Raw genomic sequence first — 22,385 nt, 5'->3', positions numbered from 1 at the left:
GGGTGCGGGCTGGAATGCGAGAAGCACCGCCGACGCTTGCATATGGGTTCCCAGGACCATCCGTCCAAGAGGAGACCCCGGAGGGGCGGCGGGCGGGGCACCACAGCGTCCCGCCCGCCATCCTCTTCCGAGTCCGTCCCTTTTCAAAGGCGGGAGGCCATGGGCGTCACCCTTGAGGCGACGCCCGCGGACCATCAGCCCTTGAACACCTTCAGCATGGTGGAGCCCAGGCTGGCGGGGCTGTCGGCGACGGCGATGCCGACCGACTTCATGAAGTCGATCTTGAAGTCGGCGGTGTCGTTGCCGCCGGAGATCACCGCGCCGGCATGGCCCATGCGGCGGCCCGGAGGAGCCGTGCGGCCGGCGATGAAGCCGACGACCGGCTTCTTGGTGCCCGAGGCCTTGATGAACTCGGCGCCGCGGACTTCGGCGTCGCCGCCGATCTCGCCGATCATGATGATGCCCTCGGTCTCCGGGTCCTTCACGAACAGCTCCAGGCTGTCGACGAAGTTGGTGCCGTTGACCGGGTCGCCGCCGATGCCGATGCAGGTGGTCTGGCCGAGACCGGCCGCCGTGGTCTGCGCCACCGCCTCATAGGTCAGCGTGCCGGAGCGCGAGACGATGCCGATCTTGCCGCGCTTGTGGATGTGGCCCGGCATGATGCCGATCTTGCACTCGTCCGGCGTGATGATGCCGGGGCAGTTCGGGCCGATCAGGCGGGTCTTGGAGCCGTCCAGGGCGCGCTTGACGCGGACCATGTCCAGCACCGGGATGCCTTCGGTGATGCAGACCACCAGCGGGATCTCGGCGTCGATGGCTTCCAGGATCGCGTCGGCCGCGAAGGGCGGCGGCACGTAGATCACGGAGGCGTTCGCACCGGTCTTCTCCACCGCTTCCGACACGGTGTCGAAGATCGGCAGGTCGAGGTGCTTGGCGCCGCCCTTACCCGGGGTCACGCCGCCGACCATCTTGGTGCCGTAGGCGATGGCCTGCTCGGAGTGGAAGGTGCCCTGGGCTCCGGTGAAGCCCTGGCAGATCACCTTCGTGTTCTTATCGACGAGAACAGCCATGTTACGCGGCCTCCTTCACGGCCTTGACCACCTTCTCGGCGGCATCGGCGAGGTTGTCGGCCGAGAGGATCGGCAGGCCGGATTCGGCCAGGATCTTCTTGCCCAGATCGACGTTGGTGCCTTCCAGGCGCACCACCAGCGGAACGTGCAGGTGCACTTCGCGCGCCGCGGCGACGACGCCCTCGGCGATCACGTCGCAGCGCATGATGCCGCCGAAGATGTTGACCAGGATGCCTTCGACGTTGCTGTCGGACAGGATCAGCTTGAAGGCCGCGGTGACGCGCTCCTTCGTGGCGCCGCCGCCGACGTCGAGGAAGTTGGCCGGCTCGCCGCCATACAGCTTGATGATGTCCATGGTGGCCATCGCCAGACCGGCGCCGTTCACCATGCAGCCGATGTTGCCGTCGAGCTTGACGTAGTTGAGGCTGTGCTTGGCCGCCTCGATCTCCGCCGGATCCTCTTCGGCCTCGTCGCGCAGCTCTTCCACGTCCTTGTGACGGAACAGCGCGTTGTCGTCGAAGTTCATCTTGGCGTCGAGCGCCAGGATGTCGCCCGAACCGGTGACGATCAGCGGGTTGATCTCGACGATGGCGCAGTCCAGGTCCACAAAGGCCTTGTAGGCGGCCTGGATGAACTTGGCGGCGGCGCCGACCTGCTTGCCCTCAAGGCCCAGCGCGAAGGCGACCTTGCGGGTGTGGTAGCCCTGGATGCCGGTGGCCGGGTCGATGGCGACCTTGATGATCTTCTCCGGCGTGTTATGGGCGACCTCTTCGATCTCCATACCGCCTTCGGTCGAGGCCATGATCGTCACGCGGCCGGTGGCGCGGTCGATCAGCATGCCGAGGTACAACTCGCGCTTGATGTCGGCGCCTTCCTCGATGTAGAGGCGCTTGACCTCGCGGCCTTCCGCGCCGGTCTGCTTGGTCACGAGAACGTGGTTCAGCATCTCGGCGGCGTTCTTGCCGACTTCCTCGATCGACTTGACGACGCGGACGCCGCCCTTGCCCTCGGGGTTGTCCTTGAAGCGGCCGGCGCCGCGGCCACCGGCGTGGATCTGGGACTTCACCACCCAGACCGGACCGCCGAGTTCACGGGCGACCGTCTCGGCCTCCTGCGGGGTGTAGGCAACGCCGCCGCGGGGAACCGCGACGCCGTACTTCTTCAGCAGGCTTTTCGCCTGGTACTCATGGATGTTCATCGGGCGTCCATCTGTTTTTTGGTTCGGCTGACGAGAACGGGTCGACTGAAGGACAAGACGGGCGCACCACCGGCGCCGTCCCGGACCCGGAAATTGGGCCGGGACGGCGCCGGAGACCGCGCACTCCGTTCTTTAGGAAGCGGCCTTCTCGGCGTCCAGCTTCTTGACGACGTCGACCAGGGTCTTCACCGCGTCGACGGAGTTCTGGAACATCGCCTTCTCTTCGTCGTTCAGCTCGATCTCGATGATCTTCTCGACGCCGCCGGCGCCGATGATCGTCGGGACGCCGACGTAGAGGTCGTCCTGGCCATACTGGCCGCTCAGGTGGGCGGCGACCGGCAGGACGCGCTTCTGGTCCTTCAGGTAGGACTCGGCCATCTGGATGGCGGAAGCGGCCGGAGCGTAGAAGGCCGAACCGGTCTTCAGCAGCTTGACGATCTCGGCGCCGCCGTCACGGGTGCGCTGAACGATGGCGTCCAGCTTCTCCTGCGTGGTCCAGCCCATCTTGACCAGATCGGGCAGCGGGATGCCGGCGACGGTGGAGTAGCGCACCAGCGGGACCATCGTGTCGCCGTGGCCGCCCAGCACGAAGGCGGTGACGTCCTCGACCGAGACGTTGAACTCTTCGGCCAGGAAGTAGCGGAAGCGGGCCGAGTCGAGCACGCCGGCCATGCCGACCACGCGCTCCGGCGGCAGGCCGGACGCCTGCTGCAGCACCCACACCATCACGTCGAGCGGGTTGGTGATGACGATGACGAAGGCGTTCGGGGCATACTTGCCGATGGCCTCGCCGACGGTCTTGCAGACGCCGCTGTTGATGCCGATCAGGTCGTCGCGGCTCATGCCCGGCTTGCGCGGGATGCCGGCGGTGACGATCACGACGTCGGCACCCTCGATGACCGAATAGTCGTTGCCGCCGGTCAGGCTGGCGTTGAAGCCCTCGACCGGGGAGGTTTCGGCGAGATCCAGCGCCTTGCCGGCCGGCATGCCTTCGGCGATGTCGAACAGGACGACGTCGCCCAGTTCCTTCTGAGCAGCGAGCAGAGCCAGCGTGCCGCCGATCTGGCCGGCACCGACGAGCGCAATCTTCTTGCGAGCCATGGAGCGTTCCCTAAAACGTTTGAGCGTCCCCCATTCAGCGGGAGACTAGAACCGTTGGTCATTCTAACGTCTTAGGGATCCAGCGCCCCGAGATTTCGGAAGCGTAGGTAGCGCGTTTTGTCGCGGAGGGCAAGCCTGACCGCTAGCGAGGCATTGCAGCTTTGCGTCGCACCCCCGATGATCCTTTCCAACGCCTGGACCGTTCGGCTTTATACGTATGGTTCGCGTCCGGTCCTTACCTTGTTCGAAGATGGTCGAAGGAGAGCGCAGATGGCCAAGCTCGTGGCCCGTATCATTCCCGGTCTGACCATGTCGCTGGCGCTTGCCGCCGGCATCGCCGGTGCCTCAACGGCCCAGGCCCAGACGGTCGGCGACTATACCGCCGCCATCACCGCCGCCCCGATCACCGACGCGGTGGCCGAGGGCAGCATCGCCTATTGCCGGCCGCTGACCAACTACGTCTACACCTCGATCCCCGCCGACCAGCGGGCGAACTGGGTGCTGCCGCTGGTGACGCTGGACGGCTCGCAGTCGGCGGAACTGGCCGCCAAGCGCGAAGCCTGCCTGAAGGTGCGCCAGCTGCCGCTGATCGCCTTCGACGCCGGCACCGGCGAGCAGATCGTCACCCCGGCCGAGGCGATGGAAAGCCCGACCGACCGCGGCCCCTATTACAAGGAGGTCTCGCCCGACACCCCGGTGCCGCACACCGGCCGCGCCACGCCGCGCCAGCCGATGCCGCGCGGGGGCATGCAGCAGCAGCCTTACTGATCGGTTCCCTTACGGCCCGATGCCGTAGCGTTCCAGGTGTCGGGCCATCTCGGCGGAGGACAGCGGGAAGCCGCTGCCCTGCCGGGCGTTCAGCATGGCGCGCGGGTGGATGCCGGCCGCGCGGGCCTGGATCTGCATGGCGCAGCGCATCGACAGGCCGGCGCGCCAGACCAGCGCGGTGACCGCCTGCGGGTCGTGGGCGTCCAGGATCAGGTCCACCACCTCCGGCGCCACGCGGGCGCGCAAGGTCAGCGCAGCCCGCACGAATCCGGCCTCGTTCCACGACATCGCGTCGCCCAGCGCCGTCTCGTCCAGCTTGCCCAGCCGGTGCAGACGGACGGCGCGGCGTTCCGGCGACTCGGCCGAGTCGGGGGCTTCGGCCCAGTCGATGCGGCGGCGGGTGGTGGCGGCGATCTCCGCCACCGTGGCGTCGTCGAAATCGGGACGCCGCCTCAGAGTCTCCACCACCGCCAGATCGACGAAATCGGCCAGCCGCAGCGCCAGCCGGCGGGGCAGGGCGGGACGGCGGGCCAGCTTTTGCCGCCAGTCCGGATGGTGGGCCGACCGCTCCACCAGCGATTCCAGCGTCGGTTCGGCGATCACCGCCCCGCTGTTGTCGAGCAGGATCCCGGTGGCCTCGGCATGGCCGCTGCCGGCGATGGCGTCGGACAGGGCGGCGCCGATGCTGTGGCGCCGGGCGATGGCCGACAATGCCCAGCCGGCAGGGGCGGCAGCGACGATGTCCAGCAGATCCTCGTCGCTAAGCGCCGCGCAGCAGCGCAGAACCGGCTCCGCCACCGTCCGTTCGACGTCGCGCGCCAGCGTCGCCACCACCGAGGGCGGGGCGCAGGCGATGTCCTTGATCGCCGTCGCCAGCGCCTCGCGCACCCGGACGATGTGGTCGCGGGCCAGCTGTTCCAGCGCACGGACGGCGACGGTGCTGACGGTGTCGGCCCCGCCCGGCGGCAGGTCGGGCAGCAGACGGCACAGCTTGCGGGCGAGGGTGGAGCGCACGTCGGCATCGCCCATCCCGGCCAGCCGCGATTCGACCAGCACGTCGCCGACCTGACGGGCGATGCCGCGGCCGGGCGGAGAGGGGCGCGCAGGGGGCGGTGCAGGGGGCGGTGCAGAGGGCGCTGCCTGGAGCGGTTCCGGCTCCGGTGACCCGGCGAACAGGTAGTCCATCAGTTCGGGCGCGACGCCGCAGTCCGCCTCCGGCAGGAGTCGGGGAGAGGGGCGGGGGGGAGCGCCGGGCTGTCACCGGACCTGAAGCCTTGTGGTTGTGCCGCGGCGGGGCCGGAGCGGCAGTGGTGGGATCATGCGGTCCATCGAAGCGCCCCCCTGGTTAACGGCGTCCTAATTCGGCACAGGTCCGGCTTGTGACATCCGGCACGGCCGGCCGCGGGGCTCAGCGCCGTTTGGCGGCAGGGGTGGCGCCCAGCATGTTGCGTTGCGCCAGCATCGGGCGCGGCACCTGCCTGCCGCCCAGCACGCGGACCGGAACCGACTGCTCCAGCCGGTGCTTGTCGAACTGGTCGAAGATGCGCAGCAACGCCTCCGCCGTGCCCTCGCCGTAATGAATGTCGGTGCGGGCGCGGTCCAGTTCGGTGCGCAGGCTGTCGCGCAGACGGCCGAACAGGGCGTCGAACAGCGCCTGGAAATGCTCATCGGCGAACACGAAATGGCGGTCGCGCAGATGGTCGGTCATCCGCCGGATGAAGGTCTGGCGCTGCTGGTGGAACTGGCGGAAGCGCAGCATCACCCGGATGAACGGCGTGTCGGCCAGCACCGCCAGCGTTTCCTCATGGGCCAGCCGCCGCCAGACCTCGGCATCGCGGTCGGTCCCCAGCCGGTTGAACAGGGCGATGGCGCTGGCGTTCATTGCCTCCCACTCCTTCTCGTAGAACAGGGCGGTCAGCGTCGATTGCAGGCCGGGGAGGATCACCTGGGGAAAGCTGGCGCCGGTGATCGGGTCCATGCTGTCGGGCAGGCGGGTGCGCAGGGCCGAGACCATCAGGCGGGTGACGAAATCGCGGCGGCGTCCATCGTGATGAAGAGGCTGTTGCCCGTCCCCCGCCGTCGCGCAGCCGCCGCAGCCGGACGCGGTGCAGGAGGCCGCAGTACAGGAAGATGTGGTACAGGCTTGGCAGATCGAGGCGAACAGCGGCAGCACCGACGGCCAGTGCGCCATCATCAGCCCCATGGCGCGGGTGAATTCGTCGCGCGACAGCACGCCCTTGGCGGTGAATTGCGGCTCCAGCGCCTCCTGAAAGGTGCTGACCAGAGCTTGCGCCGTGCGATGGTGGCGTTCGAACGGCGGCGGATCGGCGGTCATCCCACACCCTCCCTCCCGATGCATCCCGGTCGGCCATAGGGGCCAGTCGCGGTTACCGGAACAATTTATCTGGTATTTTATCTATCTTGGCTGTGACGACCGTCACAGGGGAGGGGGAAGTGCAAGTCTCAGCGCATTGAGAGATTAGAGCTGTAGCGGATTCAGGAGACGAAGAAACCCCGGGGTGATCTCCGGGGCTTCTTTCCAATTACGCCCTGTCCAGCACGTCAATAGCCTCTCGAAGCGCCTTCTTGGCCTCATCAATAGCAATTTTCTTAAGATGATGCTCGGGCTGGTTTCCTGGCGTGGTGATCGGAACATCCACGCTCACGAGAGTGGACTTTGGTTGTTCTTCGCGGATTAAGATAATTGACGCCTTATCATTGATAAGATCAATGTTCAGCGTGTGGATTTTGAATTCCATTTGTCCTCCAAGCATCTTCTGGTTACCTCGATGGAATCGTAAGATTCATCGACTGCCGGAGGAGAATACTGCCATTGCGCAAAAAATTGTACGCATAACTCCACTTAAAGATGCATCCGATTGTGTGCGGCTCGACAGCTGCCGTAACTGAAGGGTTCCAAACATATAGGCGCAAAAAAAAGGCCGCTGCCCATGCGGGCGCGGCCTTTAGTCTAGGGAGGAAACGCACTGCAAAATGCAGTAACGAGGCGGAGTTTAAGCCTGCTGCCGTGTTAGCGGTACCACCCTTTTCGAATTGGTGCGGTGCGACATCCGCATAGCGCGGTATGGAATATCGTTAGGTATGCCCATCTAGTGGGCGGAAAGGCAGTTTTCCGCACTCTTTTCGGGCATAAGGCCGGTCGCGGGTCAGACGAACGATCGATTGCGAAAATAGTTGCGTTCGGATTAGTTCGGAAACGAAAAAAGGAGGCGCCTTTCGACGCCTCCCGTCAGTTCCACGGAAACCGGTGGACGTCAGGCAGCCAGCTTCTCGCGGATCAGCGCCTTGGTCTCGTCGATGCCGTAGAGCTGGATGAAGGAGCCCATGCGCGGGCCGGTGGTCTGGCCCAGCAGCACCTCGTACAGCGCCTGGAACCACGCCCGCAGTTCGGTGAAGCCGTGGGTCTTGCCGACCTCGAACACCTCGTTCTGGATGGTGTCGGCGCGGGCGTCGGCCGGCAGGCTGTCCAGCTTGGCCAGCAGGTCCTGCAGGGCGGCGCGCTCGGCGTCGGTGGGCGCACGGAACCGCTTGGTCGGCTTCACCTGATCCTGATAGTAGCGCACGGCGTAGCCGACCATGCTGTCCAGGAAGGGGCTGTTCTCCGGCGTGGCGTCGGGCGCGTAGCGGCGGATGAAGCCCCACATGGTGTCCTTGGTCTCGGCGTTGGCGGCGCCGGCCAGGTTGAGCAGCAGGTTGAAGGACACGTCGGAGCGTACCGCCGGCGGCTTGCCGTTGTGGATGTGCCAGGCCGGGTTCTCCAGCTTCTTCGCCGGCTCCTCCCCATGCACCTTGTCGACGAAGGTCAGATATTCGTCGACGGCGCGCGGGATGACGTCGAAATACAGGCGCTTGGCCGACTTCGGCTTCTGGAACATGTAGAGGGCGAGGCTTTCCTGCGGGGCGTAGGCCAGCCACTCCTCCATCGTCAGGCCGTTGCCCTTCGACTTGGAGATCTTCTGGCCCTTGTCGTCCAGGAACAGCTCGTAATTGAAGCCTTCCGGCGGGGTGCCGCCGAGGATCTTGCAGATCTTGCCGGCGAGATCGGCCGACGGGATCAGGTCCTTGCCGTACATCTCGTAATCGACGCCCAGGCCGAACCAGCGCATGCCCCAGTCGGGCTTCCACTGCAGCTTCACATGGCCGCCGGTGACCGGAAGCTCCACCTTCTTGCCGTCCTCGTCCTCGAAGACGATGGTGCCGGCATCGACGTTGCGCTCCAGCATCGGCACCTGCAGGACCCGGCCGGTGGAGGGGGAGACCGGCAGGAAGGGGCTGTAGGTCGCCTGACGCTCGGCGCCGAGGGTGGGCAGCATCACCGCCATCACCTCGTCGTAATGACGCAGGATGCCGAGCAGAGCCTCGTCGAAGCGGCCGGACTTGTACCAGTCGGTGGAGGACTGGAACTCGTACTCGAAGCCGAAGCTGTCGAGGAAGGCGCGCAGCCGGGCGTTGTTGTGGGCGCCGAAGCTGTCATGGGTGCCGAAGGGATCGGGCACCTGGGTCAGCGGCTTGCCGAGATTGGCCGCCACCATCTCCTTGTTGGGGATGTTGTCGGGGACCTTGCGCAGGCCGTCCATGTCGTCCGAGAAGCAGAACAGCCTGGTCGGAATGTCGCTCATGGTCTGGAAGGCGTGGCGCACCATGCTGGTGCGCGCCACCTCGCCGAAGGTGCCGAGATGCGGCAGGCCCGACGGACCATAGCCGGTCTCGAACAGGACATAGCCTTTGGCGGGCGGCGCTTTCGCGAAGCGCGCGACCAGTTTGCGCGCCTCCTCGAACGGCCATGCCTTCGCCTGCAACGCCAGATCCCGTTCGCCGGTCATCGTCGGACCCTTTCGAAACCACATAGATAAAGTTGGGAATGAGGGCAAAGACCCTAGGGCCGGCCGGGCGTGGCGTCAACCGTGGGTATCTGGAGTGGGATGTGCCGGGGGCCCTCTTGCGGCGCCCCTTCGCCCGGTCCATCCTGCGGCCCCGCGGGATCGGCCTTGCGGGAGTTGGCGGAGTGGCAAGGCGATGAGCTGGCTGTATCTGGTGGTGGCGATCCTGTTCGAGGTGGTCGGCACGTCCGCGATGAAGATGTCGGACGGCATGACGCGGCTCGGCCCGGCGGCGGCGGTGGTCGTGTGCTACGGCGTCGCCTTCGTGCTGCTGGCCAAGGCGCTGCGCAGCATGGAGGTCGGCATCGCCTATGCCATCTGGTCGGCGGCGGGAACCGCGGCCATCGCCGCCATCGGCGTGTTCGTCTTCGGCGAGTCGGTGACGGTGATGAAGGTGGTCGGCATCGCCCTGATCGTCGCTGGGGTCATCAGCCTGCATCTGGCGAACGGCGCAGCCTGACCGCGATAGTTAGGCATTGACCTAAGTATTTTCTTCCGCTAGGGTGCCGTCATGGATGCAGCACTCGACAGGACGTTCCGTGCGCTGGCGGACCCCACGCGCCGGGCGGTGATCCAGGCGCTGGGACGCGGACCGGCATCGGTCGGCGACCTTGCGAAACCCTTCGGCATGGCTCTGCCCAGTTTTCTCCAGCACCTGAAGATGCTGGAGGACAGCGGGCTGGTCGAAACGCGCAAAGAGGGGCGGGTGCGCACCTGCACGCTGAAGCCGGAGGCGCTGGCGGCCGCGGAAAGCTGGCTGGAGGCCCAGCGGAGCCTGTGGACCAAGCGGCTCGATCAATTGGACAGCTTGGTGCTGGACCTGAACAAACGGGAGGAAGGGACACCATGACCGATGTGGTTTTCAACCCGCAGCTCGACCTTGAACTGAAGCGTGAGGTCGCGGTGCCGCCGGGCCTCGTCTGGCGGGCCTGGACCGAGCCGGAGTTGCTGATGAAGTGGTTCACGCCGGCACCCTGGCGCACCACCGCCTGCGAGATCGACCTGCGGCCCGGCGGCAAGTTCCGCACGGTGATGGAAGGGCCGAACGGCGAGAGGAACGACAGCACCGGATGCTTCCTGGCCGTGGAGCCCGAGCGGCGGCTGGTCTTCACCGATGCGCTGGGTCCGGGCTTCCGCCCCACCGGCGGCGGCTTCATGACCGCGTCCGTGACCATCGAGCCGTCGGCCGGCGGCACGCTCTATACCGCCGTCGCCATCCACAAGGACGAAGCGGCGAAGACGCAGCATGAGGAGATGGGCTTCCATCACGGCTGGAGCGCCGCGCTCGACCAGCTCGTCGCCCTGGTGAAGGGCATGTAAGGAAAGGGGCGGCCTTAAGCCCCGACCTTGAACGGGTTCACCTGCCGGGCGGCGCGTTCGACCGCCTCGGCGGGGCCGGGGCGGCCCAGGTAATAGCCCTGGGCGATGTCGCAGTGCAGGGTGCGCAGGGCTTCCAGCGTTTCGGCGTCCTCGACGCCTTCGGCCACGGCGGTCAGGTTCAGGCTGTGGGCCATCTGGATGACGGCGGCGGTGATCTTGGCGCTGTCGTGGTTGCGGGTGAGGTCGGCGACGAAGCTGCGGTCGATCTTCAGTTTGTCCACCGCCAGACGGCCGATGTAGGACAGGTTGGAATAGCCGGTGCCAAAATCGTCGATCGAGACCTGCACGCCCATTGCCTTGATGCGGCGCAGATTGTCCATCACCAGTTCGGTGTTCTGGATCAGCATCGATTCGGTCAGCTCCAGCTCCAGCAGCAGCGGGTCGAGCCCGCTGTCGGTCAGGGCCCGCGTCACCGTGGCGACGAGGTCGTTGCGCTGAAGCTGCAAAGCCGACAGGTTGACCGCCACCGACAGCGACAGGCCGCGGGCATGCCATGCCGCCGCCTGCCGGCAGGCCTCCGTCAGGACCCAGGCGCCGATGGGCACGATCAGGCCGCTGTCCTCGGCGATCGGGATGAAGTCGCCGGGCGGGACCATGCCCTTGTCCGGGTGGTTCCAGCGCAGGAGCGCCTCCGCACCCGTGACGGCGCCGCTCTCCAGGCTGACCTGCGGCTGGTAATGGATCAGGAACTCCCCACGGTCGAGCGCGCGGCGCAGGCCGCTGCGGGTGGACAGGTGGGCCACCGCCTCGGCATTCATCGCCTCGGCATAGAAGCGGTGGGTGTCGCGGCCGGCCGCCTTGGCGTGGTGGAGCGCGGTGTCGGCGTTCTTCAGCAGGGTGGCGAAGTCCTTGCCGTCGGCCGGGGCCAGCGCCACGCCCGACGACAGGGTGACGGTCAGCTCGTGCCCGCCGACCTGGAAGGGCTCGGCCATCGCCTCGTGCAGGGAGGCGACCGTCTCCACCACCGAATCGATGTCGGACTGTCCGGACAGCAGCAGGATGAACTCGTCGCCGCCGCCGCGGCTGACGGTGTCGGTGTCGCGCACCGCCGCCTTCAGCCGCTCCGCCACCGCGCGCAGCAGGGCGTCGCCGACGGCGTGACCGAGGCTGTCGTTCACCGTCTTGAAGCGGTCGAGGCCGCAGGCGACCAGCGCCACCAGCCGGCCGTTGCGCTCCGACCGGGCCAGCGCCTGTTCGGTGCGGTCCTGCACCAGGACGCGGTTGGGCAGCAGGGTCAGCGCGTCGTGGCGCGACAGATATTCCATCCGTTCCTGCGCCGCCTTGCGTTCGGTGATGTCGCGGACCAGGACGAGCAGCCGGCGGTCGTTGCCGTCGATGACGGCGCGCCGCAGGCTGACCTCCACCCAGAACAGCGATCCGTCGAGCCGGCGGGCATGCCATTCGAACAGCTGCGGTTCGCCGTCCGCCGCCTTGCGGATGCAGGCCGCCGCGTCTTCCCGCGTGTAGGGCGGCACGCCGGAACTGAGCATTCCGACATTGATGTCCGACAGCGGGGTGTCGCCCACCCGGTACATCTCCTTCATCCGGCGGTTGCCCTCCAGGATGGCGCCGCTGTCCAGGTCATGGATGAGGATGGCGTCGGTGACGCTGTCGAAGATGGTGCGGACCCGCTCCTCGCTGGCGGTCAGGGCCGCCACCGCGGTGCGCAGGCTTTGCGTCTTGCTTTCAACCTGCCGGCGCAGCAGCAGCACCCACACCAGCGCGCCGAAGCCCAGCACCGCCAGTCCGCTCAGCAGCTTGAGCAGCAGGTCCATCATCTGGGGGCTGACGATGCCGGTGAGGCTGCGGCCGAGCCAGCGCTCCTCGATCGCCTTGCGCTCCTGCGGGGTGATGCGGGCGAAGCCGTCGGCGATCAAACGGTAGAGCGTGACATTGCCCTTGCGCACCGCCCAGTGCAGTTCGCCGGTATAGAGCGGATCGGTGTAGCGGAAGCGTCCCTGCACGCCGCGCTTGGTCATGTAATAGCGGGCGGACGGGTCGTCCATGCAGAAGACCCGGGTTTCCTGCCGCGCCGCGGCCTCCACCATCGCTTCGAAACCGGGGTAGCGCTGGAAGGCGGTGATGCCCTGGTCGGTCAGCCATTCGGCGCAAAAATCGCCGTCCTTCACCCCGACCGTGAAGGCGCGCAGCGACTCCACTCCGGTAATGCCGCTGAGGTCGGCGCTGAACCAGATCGGCACGTCGACGCGGGCATAGGGCTTCGAGAAATCATAGAGCACGTCGCGCGCGCTGTTGCGGAAGATCGTCTCGATGACGTCGGCGGCCCCGGTGTCGATGGTCTGGCGGGCGAGGCTCCAGTCGGTGGGCATCATCTGGACCGGGATTCCGGTCTTCTGCGACCACAGCGCCCACAGATCCTTCACGATGCCGACATGGACGCCGTCGGGGGTGCGGAAGCTGTAGGGCGGGTAATTGTCGTCCAGCGTCACCCGGATTTCCGCCGGGCGCGGACCTGCGTCCGGAGTTGCCGCCGCCGGTGCCGGCGTGTTGATCGCCGCCGCAGGGTCGCCGGCCAGAAGGAACAGAAGAAGGATGCCAAGCAACCGCACAGCAGCCATGCAGGCTGTGGAGCGGATCATGGTGGCGCCCCGGCAGGGACGGTCGGCGCACAGCGCTTGGCGGACATGGACATGGCCCTTGCCGAGGTCATGGACAGCGCAGGCGGGCGAGGCCTTCGCCATCTCACCGCCATCGCCAGCTTATCAGACAGGGTAACCCGTTCGACGCGCTGCGGCAACGAGGGGTTCTCCCAACCCTGTGACAAGCTCCCGCAGTGAGGGAAAGTGGCTCAGGACCGCCGGGCGATCAGGGGGTGTGGTCGGCGGGCGGCCGGGTGCCGGGTTCACTTTTGGCTTGGGCGCGCAGGGCGTCGCGGATTTCCTCCAGCAGCAGCTCCTGCCGCGGCGGGGTCTTCGGCGCTTCCTTGTGCAGGACATGCAGGCGGTTGACCTGCCGGACGATCATGAACAGGGCGCCCGACACGATCAGGAAATTGATGCAGCTGTTGATGAAGCGGCCGTAATTGACGGTGGCCGCCCCCGCCTTCTCGGCGGCCTGCAGAGAGTCGTAATGGCCGCCCGACAGGCTGATGAAATAGTTCGAAAAATCGATGCCGCCCATGATCCAGCCGATCGGCGGCATCAGGATGTCCTTGACCAGGGAATTGACGATCCCGGTGAAGGCGGCACCGATGATGATGCCGACGGCCAGCTCCACGACATTGCCGCGGCTGATGAATTTCTTGAATTCTTCGAACATGGCGTCCCGTTTTTCCGTGGTCACGGATGGGAAACGGGGTGGGGAGGGGTTGGTTTCATAGAGCCCCCTCTCCCCCCGGGGGGGAGGGCCGGGGTGAGAGGGATGCATAGGGTGGATTCTTGAGAATCCTCGCCGCGCTTCCCCCTCACCCTAACCCTCTCCCCGGGGGGGAGAGGGGATAACCACCACCCACTTACGCCATGCGGCCGTGGCAGTGCTTGAACTTCTTGCCCGACCCGCAGGGGCAGGCGGCGTTGCGGGGGGTGTTTTCCATCACCTCGGCCGGCAGCGGCTGGTCTTCCGGCGTGCCGGCGAGCGACGAGGCGCGGACCATGCCGTCGGGCAAGGCTTCGCCTTCACCCGCCCCCATGCCCGCCATCGCCAGCGCCGGGTCCATGCGGCCCTCGTGCATCTCCTGCATCTGGCGGGCGAACAGTTCCTCCTGCGACGGCGCCATGCGGATTTCGACATGCATCAGGATGGTGGTGACCTGCTCGCGCAGGGCCATCAGCATCGAGTCGAACAGCTCGAACGCCTCGCGCTTGTACTCGTTCAGCGGATCCTTCTGGGCATAGGCGCGCAGGTTGATGCCCTGGCGCAGGTGGTCGAGCTGGAGGAGGTGGTCCTTCCATTCCTGGTCCAGGATCTGGAGCAGGATGCTCTTTTCCACATGCCGCATCGTCTCGGCGCCGTAGGCCTCCTCCTTGTCCGCATATTTGCGGTCGGCGGCCTCGCGCACGCGCTCCTCGATCTCAGGCTCGGCGATGCCCTCTTCCTTGGCCCACTCGTGCACCGGCAGGTCCATGCCGAGCACGCGGTTGACCGCCTCGTGCAGGCCGTCGATGTCCCACTGCTCGGAGTAGCTGTTGGCCGGGATGGCGGCCGACACCATGTTGGCGATGATCTGGTGGCGCATCTCGCGGATTTCCTCCGCGATGTCCTCGCTCTCCATCACCTCGTGGCGCTGTTCATAGACGACCTTGCGCTGGTCGTTCATGACGTTGTCGAACTTCAGCAGGTTCTTGCGGACCTCGAAGTGATGCGCCTCGACCTTCTGCTGCGCCTTTTCCAGCGCCTTGTTGATCCAGGGATGGATGATCGCCTCGCCCTCCTTCAGGCCAAGACGCTGGAGCATGCTGTCCATCCGCTCCGACCCGAAGATGCGCATCAGGTCGTCTTCCAACGACAGGAAGAACTTCGAGGTACCGGGGTCGCCCTGACGGCCGGAACGGCCGCGCAGCTGGTTGTCGATGCGGCGGCTTTCGTGCCGCTCGGTGCCGACGACGTAGAGGCCGCCGGCCTGCTTCACCGTCTCGCGCGCCTCGGCGATCTCGGCCTCGATCTGCTTGATGCGGGCCTCGCGCTCCGGGCCTTCCGGGACGTCGGCCAGTTCGACCTCGATCCGCATCTGGAGATTGCCGCCGAGCTGGATGTCGGTGCCGCGGCCGGCCATGTTGGTGGCGACGGTCACCGCGCCGGCGCGGCCGGCCTGGGCCACGATATAGGCTTCCTGCTCGTGATGGCGGGCGTTCAGGACGTTGTGCGGGATGCCGCGCTTGGTCAGCAGCTCCGCCAGCAGTTCCGACTTCTCGATCGAGGTGGTGCCGACGAGAACCGGCTGGCCGCGCTTGCGGGCATCCTCGATCAGGTCGATCATCGCATGGTATTTCTCGGTCGCGGTGCGATAGACCTCGTCGTCGTGGTCGATGCGCTTGACCGGGACGTTGGTCGGGATGTCGACGACCTCAAGCCCGTAGATCTCGCCGAACTCCGCCGCTTCGGTCAGCGCGGTGCCGGTCATGCCGGCCAGTTTCGGGTAGATGCGGAAGTAGTTCTGGAAGGTGATGGAGGCCAGCGTCTGGTTCTCTCGCTGGATCGTCACCTTCTCCTTGGCTTCCAGCGCCTGGTGCAGGCCTTCGGAGAAGCGGCGGCCTTCCATCATGCGGCCGGTGAATTCGTCGATGATGACGACCTTGTCGTCCTTGACGATGTAATCCTTGTCGCGCTGGAACAGCATGTGGGCGCGCAGCGCCTGCTGCGAATGGTGGACCAGCGCCACGTTCTGGATGTCGTAGAGGCCGCCGGTCTTCAGCAGCCCGGCCTCGGCCAGAAGCTGTTCCATGTGCTCCTGGCCGGCTTCGGTGAAGCTGACGGAGCGGTGCTTCTCGTCCTTCTCGTAATCCTCGGGCACCAGCATCGGGATCAGCCGGTCGACCTGGACATACATCTCCGACGAATCGGTGGAGGGGCCGGAGATGATGAGCGGGGTGCGCGCCTCGTCGATCAGGATCGAGTCGACCTCGTCGACGATGGCGTAGTTGAAGGGCCGCTGGACCAGTTCCTCCAGCCGGAACTTCATGTTGTCGCGCAGATAGTCGAAGCCGAACTCGTTGTTCGTGCCGTAGGTGATGTCGGCGGCGTAGGCGGCGCGGCGCTCGTCGTCGTCCAGCCCATGGACGATGCAGCCGGTGGTCAGGCCGAGGAAGCCGTAGACCCGCGCCATCCAGCCGCTGTCGCGCGAGGCGAGATAGTCGTTCACGGTGACGACGTGGACACCCTTGCCTTCCAGCGCGTTCAGGTAGACGGCCAGCGTGGCGACCAGCGTCTTGCCTTCACCGGTGCGCATCTCGGCGATCTTGCCGCTGTGCAGCACCATGCCGCCCATCAGCTGCACGTCGAAATGGCGCTGGCCCAGCACGCGCTTGGCCGCCTCGCGCACGGTGGCGAAGGCGTCGGGCAGGATGTCGTCCAGCGTCTCGCCCTTGGCCAGCCGCTCGCGCAGCCAGTCGGTGCGACCCTTCAGCTGGTCGTCCGACAGCGCGGCGACCGACGGCTCCAGCGCGTTGATCTGAGCCACGGTCTTGTGCAGCGCCTTGACCGCGCGCGTGTTGGCGGTGCCGAAAATCTTGCGGGCGAGAGCGCCGAACATGAAAACCTCGGGAGTAAAGCGGAATGTGGGCCAGCCTATCGACGGGTCTCACATAGGACTATGGCAAGGCCCTGTCAACGAGACCGGGCCGGTGGGGCGCCGGTTGCGGCATTTGCGCGGCCGGTTCGGGCGGGGGATGGTCAGGGGATGGGCAGGCGAAGGGTGGGGAAGCGGACGGGGCGGGTGCATGGACCATCCATGACCGCCGCCGCCCTGTGCGGGCATGACCGATTCATGAATTCGCGTCCAGAAAGCGCCGCGGCGGTTGGCTGGCGCCGGCCGGGGCTGGTATCCCCTGGCGGGGCACACAGCTATAGGGCGATTGCCGGGCCATGGGGCGACGGGGACCCTTGCCCCGCGCGGCGTAGCCATGCTTAATCCCCTGCGGAATCGGGCGCGGAGCGGCGGATGGCTCCGATGCCGCAGACCATGCGAAACGGGCGCCGGTCCATCGGCCGCCCATTTGTTGCGAAGCATCCGCCGGAAGGAAACAGACACGCCATGGTTCAACGAGTGTTCCGCACCGCGCTCCTGTCGGTTGCCGCCTGCGGCATCGCGCTGGCCGCCCACGCCCAGACGCCTGCCCCGCAGACGCCGGCGCCCGCCACTCCCGCTCCGGCCGCTTCGGCGCCGGCCGCCGCTCCGGCTGCTTCCACCCCGGCCGATCCGGTGGTCGCCCGCGTCAATGGCGAGGAGCTGCACAAGTCGGACGTCACCCGCATGGTCTCGCAGCTGCCGCCCCAGGTGCAGCAGATGCCGATCGAGATGATCTATCCGGCGGTGATCGACCAGCTGATCAGCGGCAAGCTGGTCTCCTCGGCCGGCTACAAGGCCGGCCTGGCCGATTCGGCCGAGGTGAAGGACGAGATCAAGCGCGCCGAGGAGCGCGCGGTGCAGCGCGCCTACATCCAGAAGGAAATCAAGGCCCGCGTCACGCCCGAGGCGCTGAACAAGGCCTATCAGGATTACCTGAAGGAGAACCCGGCACAGGAGGAGGTCAAGGCCGCCCACATCCTGGTCGAGAAGGAAGACGAGGCCAAGGCCATCATCGCCCAGCTGAAGAAGGGCGCCGATTTCGCCAAGCTGGCCAAGGAGAAGTCCAAGGACGCCGCCGCCGCGGCCCAGGGCGGCGACCTCGGCTACTTCACCAAGGACGCGATGGTCGAGCCCTTCGCCAACGCCGCCTTCGCGATGAAGCCGGGCGAGGTCAGCAAGGAGCCGGTCAAGACCCAGTTCGGCTGGCACATCATCAAGGTCGAGGACAAGCGCACCCAGCCGCAGCCGACGCTTGAGGAAGTGAAGCCGCAGCTGGAGCAGGCGCTGTCCAAGGACATCGTCACCGCCCTGGTCGAAGAGCTGCGCGGCAAGGCGAAGGTCGAGACCTTCCAGATCGACGGCTCGCCGATGCCGAAGGAAGAGCCGGCCGCCGCTCCGGCGACCCCGGCCGCGCCCGCCACTCCGGCGGAGCCGGCGAAGAAGTAAGGTTAGGCGTTTAGGCCCCCTCGCCCCCTCCCCAACCCTCCCCCGCTTCGCGGGAGAGGGTGCCTTATGGCAGAGCGGCGGCAGTTCCCTCTCCCACCGTAGGTGGGGGAGGGTTAGGGAGGGGGCATCGCTTTGACGGTCAAGATACTTTTACTCCACCACCACACCACCACTCCCCACCACGGGAATCCCCTCCATGGCCACGACCCTCTCCCCCTTGGCTCCCGCCAGCTTCCCGACGCTGCCGCCCATCGCGGGCGTGCGCATCGCCACGGCGAACAGCGGCATCCGATACAAGGGCCGCGACGATCTGCTGCTGGCCGTGCTGGATCCCGGCACCAGTGTGGCGGGCGTGCTGACCCGGTCGCTGACCTGCTCGGCGCCGGTGATCTGGTGCCGCGACAGCCTGCCCAAGGGCTCGGCTCGCGCCGTGGTGGTGAATGCCGGCAACGCCAACGCCTTCACCGGCAAGGCGGGCGACGCCACCGTGCAGGCGACCGTCACCGCCGCCGCCGAACTGGCCGGCTGCGCCCCGGACGAGGTCTATATCGCGTCGACCGGCGTGATCGGCATTCCGCTGGCCGCCGACGCCATCGGCAAGTGCCTGGCGCCGATGGCCCCGAACCTCGCGGCGGACTCCGCTGCGTGGGAGAAGGCCGCCCGCGCCATCATGACCACCGACACCTTCCCGAAGGGTTCGGTGCGCACCGCCAAGATCGGCGGGACGACGGTGACCATCGCCGGCTTCGCCAAGGGCTCCGGCATGATCGCGCCGGACATGGCGACGATGCTGGGCTTCGTCTTCACCGACGCCGCCATCGCCGCCTCCGCGCTGCAGGACATGCTGTCGGAATTCACCGAGCGCACCTTCAACGCCGTCACGGTCGACGGCGACACCTCGACCAGCGACACGCTGCTGCTGTTCGCGACGGGCAAGGCCGGCAACGCCCCGGTGACGAGCGCCGATGCCGCCGAGCTGGCGGAGTTCCGCGCCGCGCTGGAGGATCTGCTGCTCGATCTGGCGCTGCAGGTGGTGCGTGACGGCGAGGGGGCGACCAAGTTCATCGCCATCACCGTGCGCGGCGCCGACAGCGACGCCGCCGCCAAGCGGATCGGCATGACGGTGGCGAACTCGCCGCTGGTCAAGACCGCGGTGGCCGGCGAGGACGCCAACTGGGGCCGCATCGTCGCCGCCATCGGCCGCGCCGGCGAGCGCGCCGACCGCGACCTGATCAAGATCACCGTCGGCGGCACCCTGATCTGCGCCGACGGGATGGAAGTCCCCGGTTACGACGAGACGCCGGTCGCCAACCACATGAAGGGCAAGGAGATCGACATCGACATCGACCTCGGCCTGGGCAAGGGTACGGCGAAGGTGTGGACCTGCGACCTGACGCACGGCTACATCGACATCAACGGCAGCTATCGGAGCTGACCGCCACCGGAGTTGAGTGATGACCGCCTGTTTCGATCCCAGCTCCACCCCCGCACCCGGCTCGCTGCCGGTGCTGCTGGTCGTCGCGGTGGCGCTCGTCGATGCCGACGGGCGCGTGCTGCTGGCCCAGCGCCCGCCCGGCAAGTCGCTGGCGGGGCTGTGGGAATTCCCCGGCGGCAAGGTGCATGCCGACGAAACGCCGGAAGCGGCGCTGGTGCGCGAGCTGAAGGAGGAGTTGGGCATCGACACGGCGGCAAGCTGCCTCGCGCCCTTCACCTTCGCCTCGCACAGCTATGAGAGCTTCCACCTGCTGATGCCGCTCTATGTCTGCCGGGTGTGGGAGGGCGACGTGATGCCGCAGGAGGGGCAGAGACTCGCCTGGGTCTACCCGAACCGGATGGGCGATTATCCGATGCCGCCGGCCGACGTGCCGCTGGTGGCGATGCTGCGGGATTTGCTGTAGCGGCCAATACCGCGCGTTGAAAATCGGGTCGTGCGGCTGTATATTTTTCGGAGGTGGCCGGCAGGTGTTCCCGCACCCGCCGGCACGCTCCCGATGCTTAGCGGTGGATCAAGCGGATTTCGATCCGCCATCTCCGCCACTGGAGCACCAGGAAGAACGGCATCTTCTTCATGCCACCTTCCTCCTTCTGAAACGGCGGATGGACCACCCATCCGCCGTTTTCAGTTTACACGCGGACGATGAGCGGGCGCCACTGTTTCACACCAATGTGTGGTGGCGCCCGGGCGGGTCCGACCTTTGTTCCCGGGCGTGTCCCTTTGCGGCTTTGCCGTGGGGGCGATCTGTGCCACATGATGGGGCGTTGAGACGACAAGCCGGATCTCCGGCACCACTTTCCTGAACCGCATCGGCGTGGATTCGTTGTTTTCCTACAGCAACCCGGGTGCGTCGGACGATGCCCTCGGTCAACGACCGGCCACGGCGCTCGACGCGCTGCGGACGGTGTTCGGCTACGACTCCTTCCGCGGTCAGCAGGCCGACATCATCGACCATGTGGTGCGCGGCGGCGACGCGCTGGTGCTGATGCCGACCGGCGGCGGCAAGTCGCTGTGCTACCAGATCCCGGCGCTGGTGCGCGACGGGGTGACGGTGGTGGTCTCGCCGCTGATCGCCCTGATGCGCGATCAGGTGACGGCTCTGCGGGAATTGGGCGTGCGCGCGGCCTTCCTCAACTCCTCCCTCGGCCCGGCGGAGGCGCGGGAGGTGGAGCGGGCGATGGTGCAGGGCGAGATCGACCTCGTCTATGTGGCACCCGAGCGGCTGGTGACGCCGCGCTTCCTCGATCTGCTCGACCGCACCAGGCTGGCGCTGTTCGCGCTGGACGAGGCGCATTGCGTGTCGCAGTGGGGGCATGACTTCCGTCCCGAATATCTGCAGCTGTCGATCCTGCACGAACGCCACCCGATGGTGCCGCGCATCGCGCTGACCGCCACCGCCGACGTGCAGACCCGCGCCGAGATCAAGGACAAGCTGGGCCTGACCGACGCCCGCGTCTTCCTGTCCAGCTTCGACCGGCCCAACATCACCTACCGCGTGGTGCCGAAGAAAAGCGAGCGCCAGCAGATGCTGGCCTTCCTGCGCGAGAACCACCCGGAAGACGCCGGCATCATCTATTGCATGTCTCGCAACAAGGTGGAGGATGTCGCCGCCTGGCTGAACCAACAGGGGCGCGAGGCTCTGCCCTACCATGCCGGGCTGCCGGCCGAGGTGCGCGAGGCCAACCAGGACCGCTTCATCAAGAGCGAGGGTCTGGTGATGGTCGCCACCGTCGCCTTCGGCATGGGCATCGACAAGCCGAACGTCCGCTTCGTCTGCCACCTCGACCCGCCCAAGAGCCTGGAAGCCTATTATCAGGAGACCGGCCGCGCCGGCCGCGACGGCCTGCCCGCCAACGCCTGGATGGCCTACGGCATGGCTGACGTGGTGATGCTGCGCCAGATGCTGGAACAGTCGGAGGCCGGCGACAGCCACCGCCGGGTGGAGCGCGGCAAGCTGGAGGCCCTGCTGGGCTTCTGCGAGACATCGGACTGCCGCCGTCAGGTGCTGCTGAACTATTTCAACGAGACGCTGCCGGAGCCCTGCGGCAACTGCGACACCTGCCTGGATCCGGTCGAGACCTGGGACGGCACCATCGCCGCGCAGAAGGCGCTGTCGGCGGTCTACCGCACCGGGCAGCGCTATGGCGCCGGTCACCTGATCGACGTGCTGGTCGGCAATGCCACCGAGAAGGTGGTGCAGCAGCAGCATGACCAATTGAAGACCTTTGCCGTCGGCAAGGATTTGACCAAGGTCGAATGGCAGTCGGTCTACCGCCAGCTGGTGGCGACCGGGCTGCTGACCGTCGATCTGGAGGGCTATGGCGGCTTCCGCCTGACCGATGCCGGGGTGGCCGTCATCAAGGGGCAGCGGGTGGTGAAGCTGCGCAAGGACCCGGTGCTGGAACGCCGCCGCGGCGTCCACGACGCCCTGCGCCGCCACACCGCGCGGGGCGGGTCCATCGGCGGCGGATCGAGCGGGGAGGGCGTGTCGCGCTCCGGCGCCCGCGGTGCGCTGTCGGCGGCCGACGACGCGCTGTGGCATGCGCTGAAGGACTGCCGCACGGCGTTGGCGAAGGCGCAGAGCGTGCCGCCCTATGTGATCTTCCACGACAGCACGCTGTTGGAGATGGTGGCCCAGCGTCCCCGCGACCATGCCGCCTTCGCCCATCTGCCGGGGGTGGGCGGCCGCAAGCTGGAACGCTACGCCGATGCCTTCCTGGAGGTGATCCGGCAGCATGGATGAGGCGTTCGGGTGCATGGCAGGCTTGAGGAGGAGCGGTCG

General features: G+C 66.9%; 18 protein-coding genes. 8 read left to right on the top strand and 10 right to left on the bottom strand.

Going from position 1 to position 22,385, the window contains the following annotated elements:
• Positions 1-194: 194 nt before the first annotated feature.
• From sucD to mdh, 3 genes are all read right to left on the bottom strand, one after another.
• Positions 195-1,070, bottom strand: coding sequence for a succinate--CoA ligase subunit alpha (sucD, locus tag ACCD06_RS15195; RefSeq protein ID WP_014246680.1), 876 nt, complete (start codon positions 1,068-1,070; stop codon positions 195-197).
• A gap of 1 nt (position 1,071) precedes the next feature.
• Positions 1,072-2,268, bottom strand: a complete 1,197-nt coding sequence (gene sucC / locus ACCD06_RS15190; protein WP_136704611.1) for an ADP-forming succinate--CoA ligase subunit beta — start codon at positions 2,266-2,268, stop codon at positions 1,072-1,074.
• Between the two features lie 132 nt (positions 2,269-2,400).
• The gene (mdh, locus tag ACCD06_RS15185) at positions 2,401-3,369 is read right to left on the bottom strand and encodes a malate dehydrogenase (RefSeq protein ID WP_042699729.1); all 969 of its coding nucleotides are present in this window, start codon (positions 3,367-3,369) and stop codon (positions 2,401-2,403) included.
• Positions 3,370-3,639: 270 nt separating this feature from the next.
• Between mdh and ACCD06_RS15180 the strand changes: the two genes are divergently transcribed.
• Complete coding sequence (locus ACCD06_RS15180) at positions 3,640-4,137, top strand: hypothetical protein (RefSeq protein WP_413341583.1); 498 nt, start codon at positions 3,640-3,642, stop codon at positions 4,135-4,137.
• 9 nt (positions 4,138-4,146) lie between these two features.
• On the opposite strand, the gene ACCD06_RS15175 is transcribed toward ACCD06_RS15180, so the two are convergent.
• The 4 genes from ACCD06_RS15175 to ACCD06_RS15160 form a co-directional block, all read right to left on the bottom strand.
• Positions 4,147-5,322, bottom strand: coding sequence for a DUF2336 domain-containing protein (locus tag ACCD06_RS15175; protein WP_413341581.1), 1,176 nt, complete (start codon positions 5,320-5,322; stop codon positions 4,147-4,149).
• Between the two features lie 223 nt (positions 5,323-5,545).
• Entirely contained in the window at positions 5,546-6,472 is a 927-nt protein-coding gene (locus ACCD06_RS15170; RefSeq protein ID WP_413341579.1) for a hypothetical protein, read from the bottom strand.
• Between the two features lie 208 nt (positions 6,473-6,680).
• The gene (locus ACCD06_RS15165) at positions 6,681-6,896 is read right to left on the bottom strand and encodes a hypothetical protein (protein ID WP_413341577.1); all 216 of its coding nucleotides are present in this window, start codon (positions 6,894-6,896) and stop codon (positions 6,681-6,683) included.
• Between the two features lie 516 nt (positions 6,897-7,412).
• The gene (locus ACCD06_RS15160) at positions 7,413-8,981 is read right to left on the bottom strand and encodes a lysine--tRNA ligase (protein WP_413341575.1); all 1,569 of its coding nucleotides are present in this window, start codon (positions 8,979-8,981) and stop codon (positions 7,413-7,415) included.
• A 193-nt stretch (positions 8,982-9,174) separates the two neighbouring features.
• Between ACCD06_RS15160 and ACCD06_RS15155 the strand changes: the two genes are divergently transcribed.
• From ACCD06_RS15155 to ACCD06_RS15145, 3 genes are read left to right on the top strand one after another with little or no spacing between them, the layout of a single operon-like run.
• Positions 9,175-9,498: a DMT family transporter gene (locus tag ACCD06_RS15155; RefSeq protein WP_109157477.1), complete on the top strand. Its 324-nt coding sequence runs from the start codon at positions 9,175-9,177 to the stop codon at positions 9,496-9,498.
• A 51-nt stretch (positions 9,499-9,549) separates the two neighbouring features.
• Complete coding sequence (locus tag ACCD06_RS15150; protein ID WP_109155091.1) at positions 9,550-9,888, top strand: ArsR/SmtB family transcription factor; 339 nt, start codon at positions 9,550-9,552, stop codon at positions 9,886-9,888.
• Complete coding sequence (locus ACCD06_RS15145) at positions 9,885-10,358, top strand: SRPBCC family protein (protein WP_109157478.1); 474 nt, start codon at positions 9,885-9,887, stop codon at positions 10,356-10,358. The genes ACCD06_RS15150 and ACCD06_RS15145 overlap by 4 nt, the downstream gene beginning before the upstream one ends.
• A gap of 14 nt (positions 10,359-10,372) precedes the next feature.
• Here ACCD06_RS15145 and ACCD06_RS15140 read toward each other — a convergent pair whose 3' ends face one another.
• The 3 genes from ACCD06_RS15140 to secA all read right to left on the bottom strand — a co-directional run bounded on the left by ACCD06_RS15140 (position 10,373) and on the right by secA (position 16,626).
• Positions 10,373-13,120, bottom strand: a complete 2,748-nt coding sequence (locus ACCD06_RS15140) for an EAL domain-containing protein (protein WP_413341572.1) — start codon at positions 13,118-13,120, stop codon at positions 10,373-10,375.
• Positions 13,121-13,244: 124 nt separating this feature from the next.
• The gene (gene mscL / locus ACCD06_RS15135; protein WP_109155093.1) at positions 13,245-13,697 is read right to left on the bottom strand and encodes a large conductance mechanosensitive channel protein MscL; all 453 of its coding nucleotides are present in this window, start codon (positions 13,695-13,697) and stop codon (positions 13,245-13,247) included.
• A 193-nt stretch (positions 13,698-13,890) separates the two neighbouring features.
• Entirely contained in the window at positions 13,891-16,626 is a 2,736-nt protein-coding gene (secA, locus tag ACCD06_RS15130) for a preprotein translocase subunit SecA (protein WP_109157479.1), read from the bottom strand.
• Positions 16,627-17,127: 501 nt separating this feature from the next.
• Here secA and ACCD06_RS15125 point away from each other — a divergent pair.
• From ACCD06_RS15125 to recQ, 4 genes are all read left to right on the top strand, one after another.
• Positions 17,128-18,108 (top strand): peptidylprolyl isomerase, encoded by a 981-nt coding sequence (locus ACCD06_RS15125; RefSeq protein ID WP_109157480.1) that lies wholly within the window; start codon positions 17,128-17,130, stop codon positions 18,106-18,108.
• 196 nt (positions 18,109-18,304) lie between these two features.
• Positions 18,305-19,543 (top strand): bifunctional glutamate N-acetyltransferase/amino-acid acetyltransferase ArgJ, encoded by a 1,239-nt coding sequence (gene argJ, locus ACCD06_RS15120; protein ID WP_136704605.1) that lies wholly within the window; start codon positions 18,305-18,307, stop codon positions 19,541-19,543.
• 19 nt (positions 19,544-19,562) lie between these two features.
• Positions 19,563-20,006 carry a (deoxy)nucleoside triphosphate pyrophosphohydrolase gene (locus ACCD06_RS15115; protein WP_109157482.1) on the top strand — a complete coding sequence of 148 codons (444 nt, stop codon included), beginning with the start codon at positions 19,563-19,565 and terminating at the stop codon, positions 20,004-20,006.
• Between the two features lie 411 nt (positions 20,007-20,417).
• The gene (gene recQ, locus ACCD06_RS15110) at positions 20,418-22,346 is read left to right on the top strand and encodes a DNA helicase RecQ (protein ID WP_413341568.1); all 1,929 of its coding nucleotides are present in this window, start codon (positions 20,418-20,420) and stop codon (positions 22,344-22,346) included.
• Positions 22,347-22,385 lie beyond the last annotated feature (39 nt).

Origin of the sequence: Azospirillum sp. CT11-132, from assembly GCF_047302835.1 — a bacterium.
GTDB lineage: Bacteria > Pseudomonadota > Alphaproteobacteria > Azospirillales > Azospirillaceae > Azospirillum.
The sequence above is the reverse complement of the archived record's forward strand: the minus strand, read 5'-3'. Positions and strand labels throughout refer to the sequence as shown.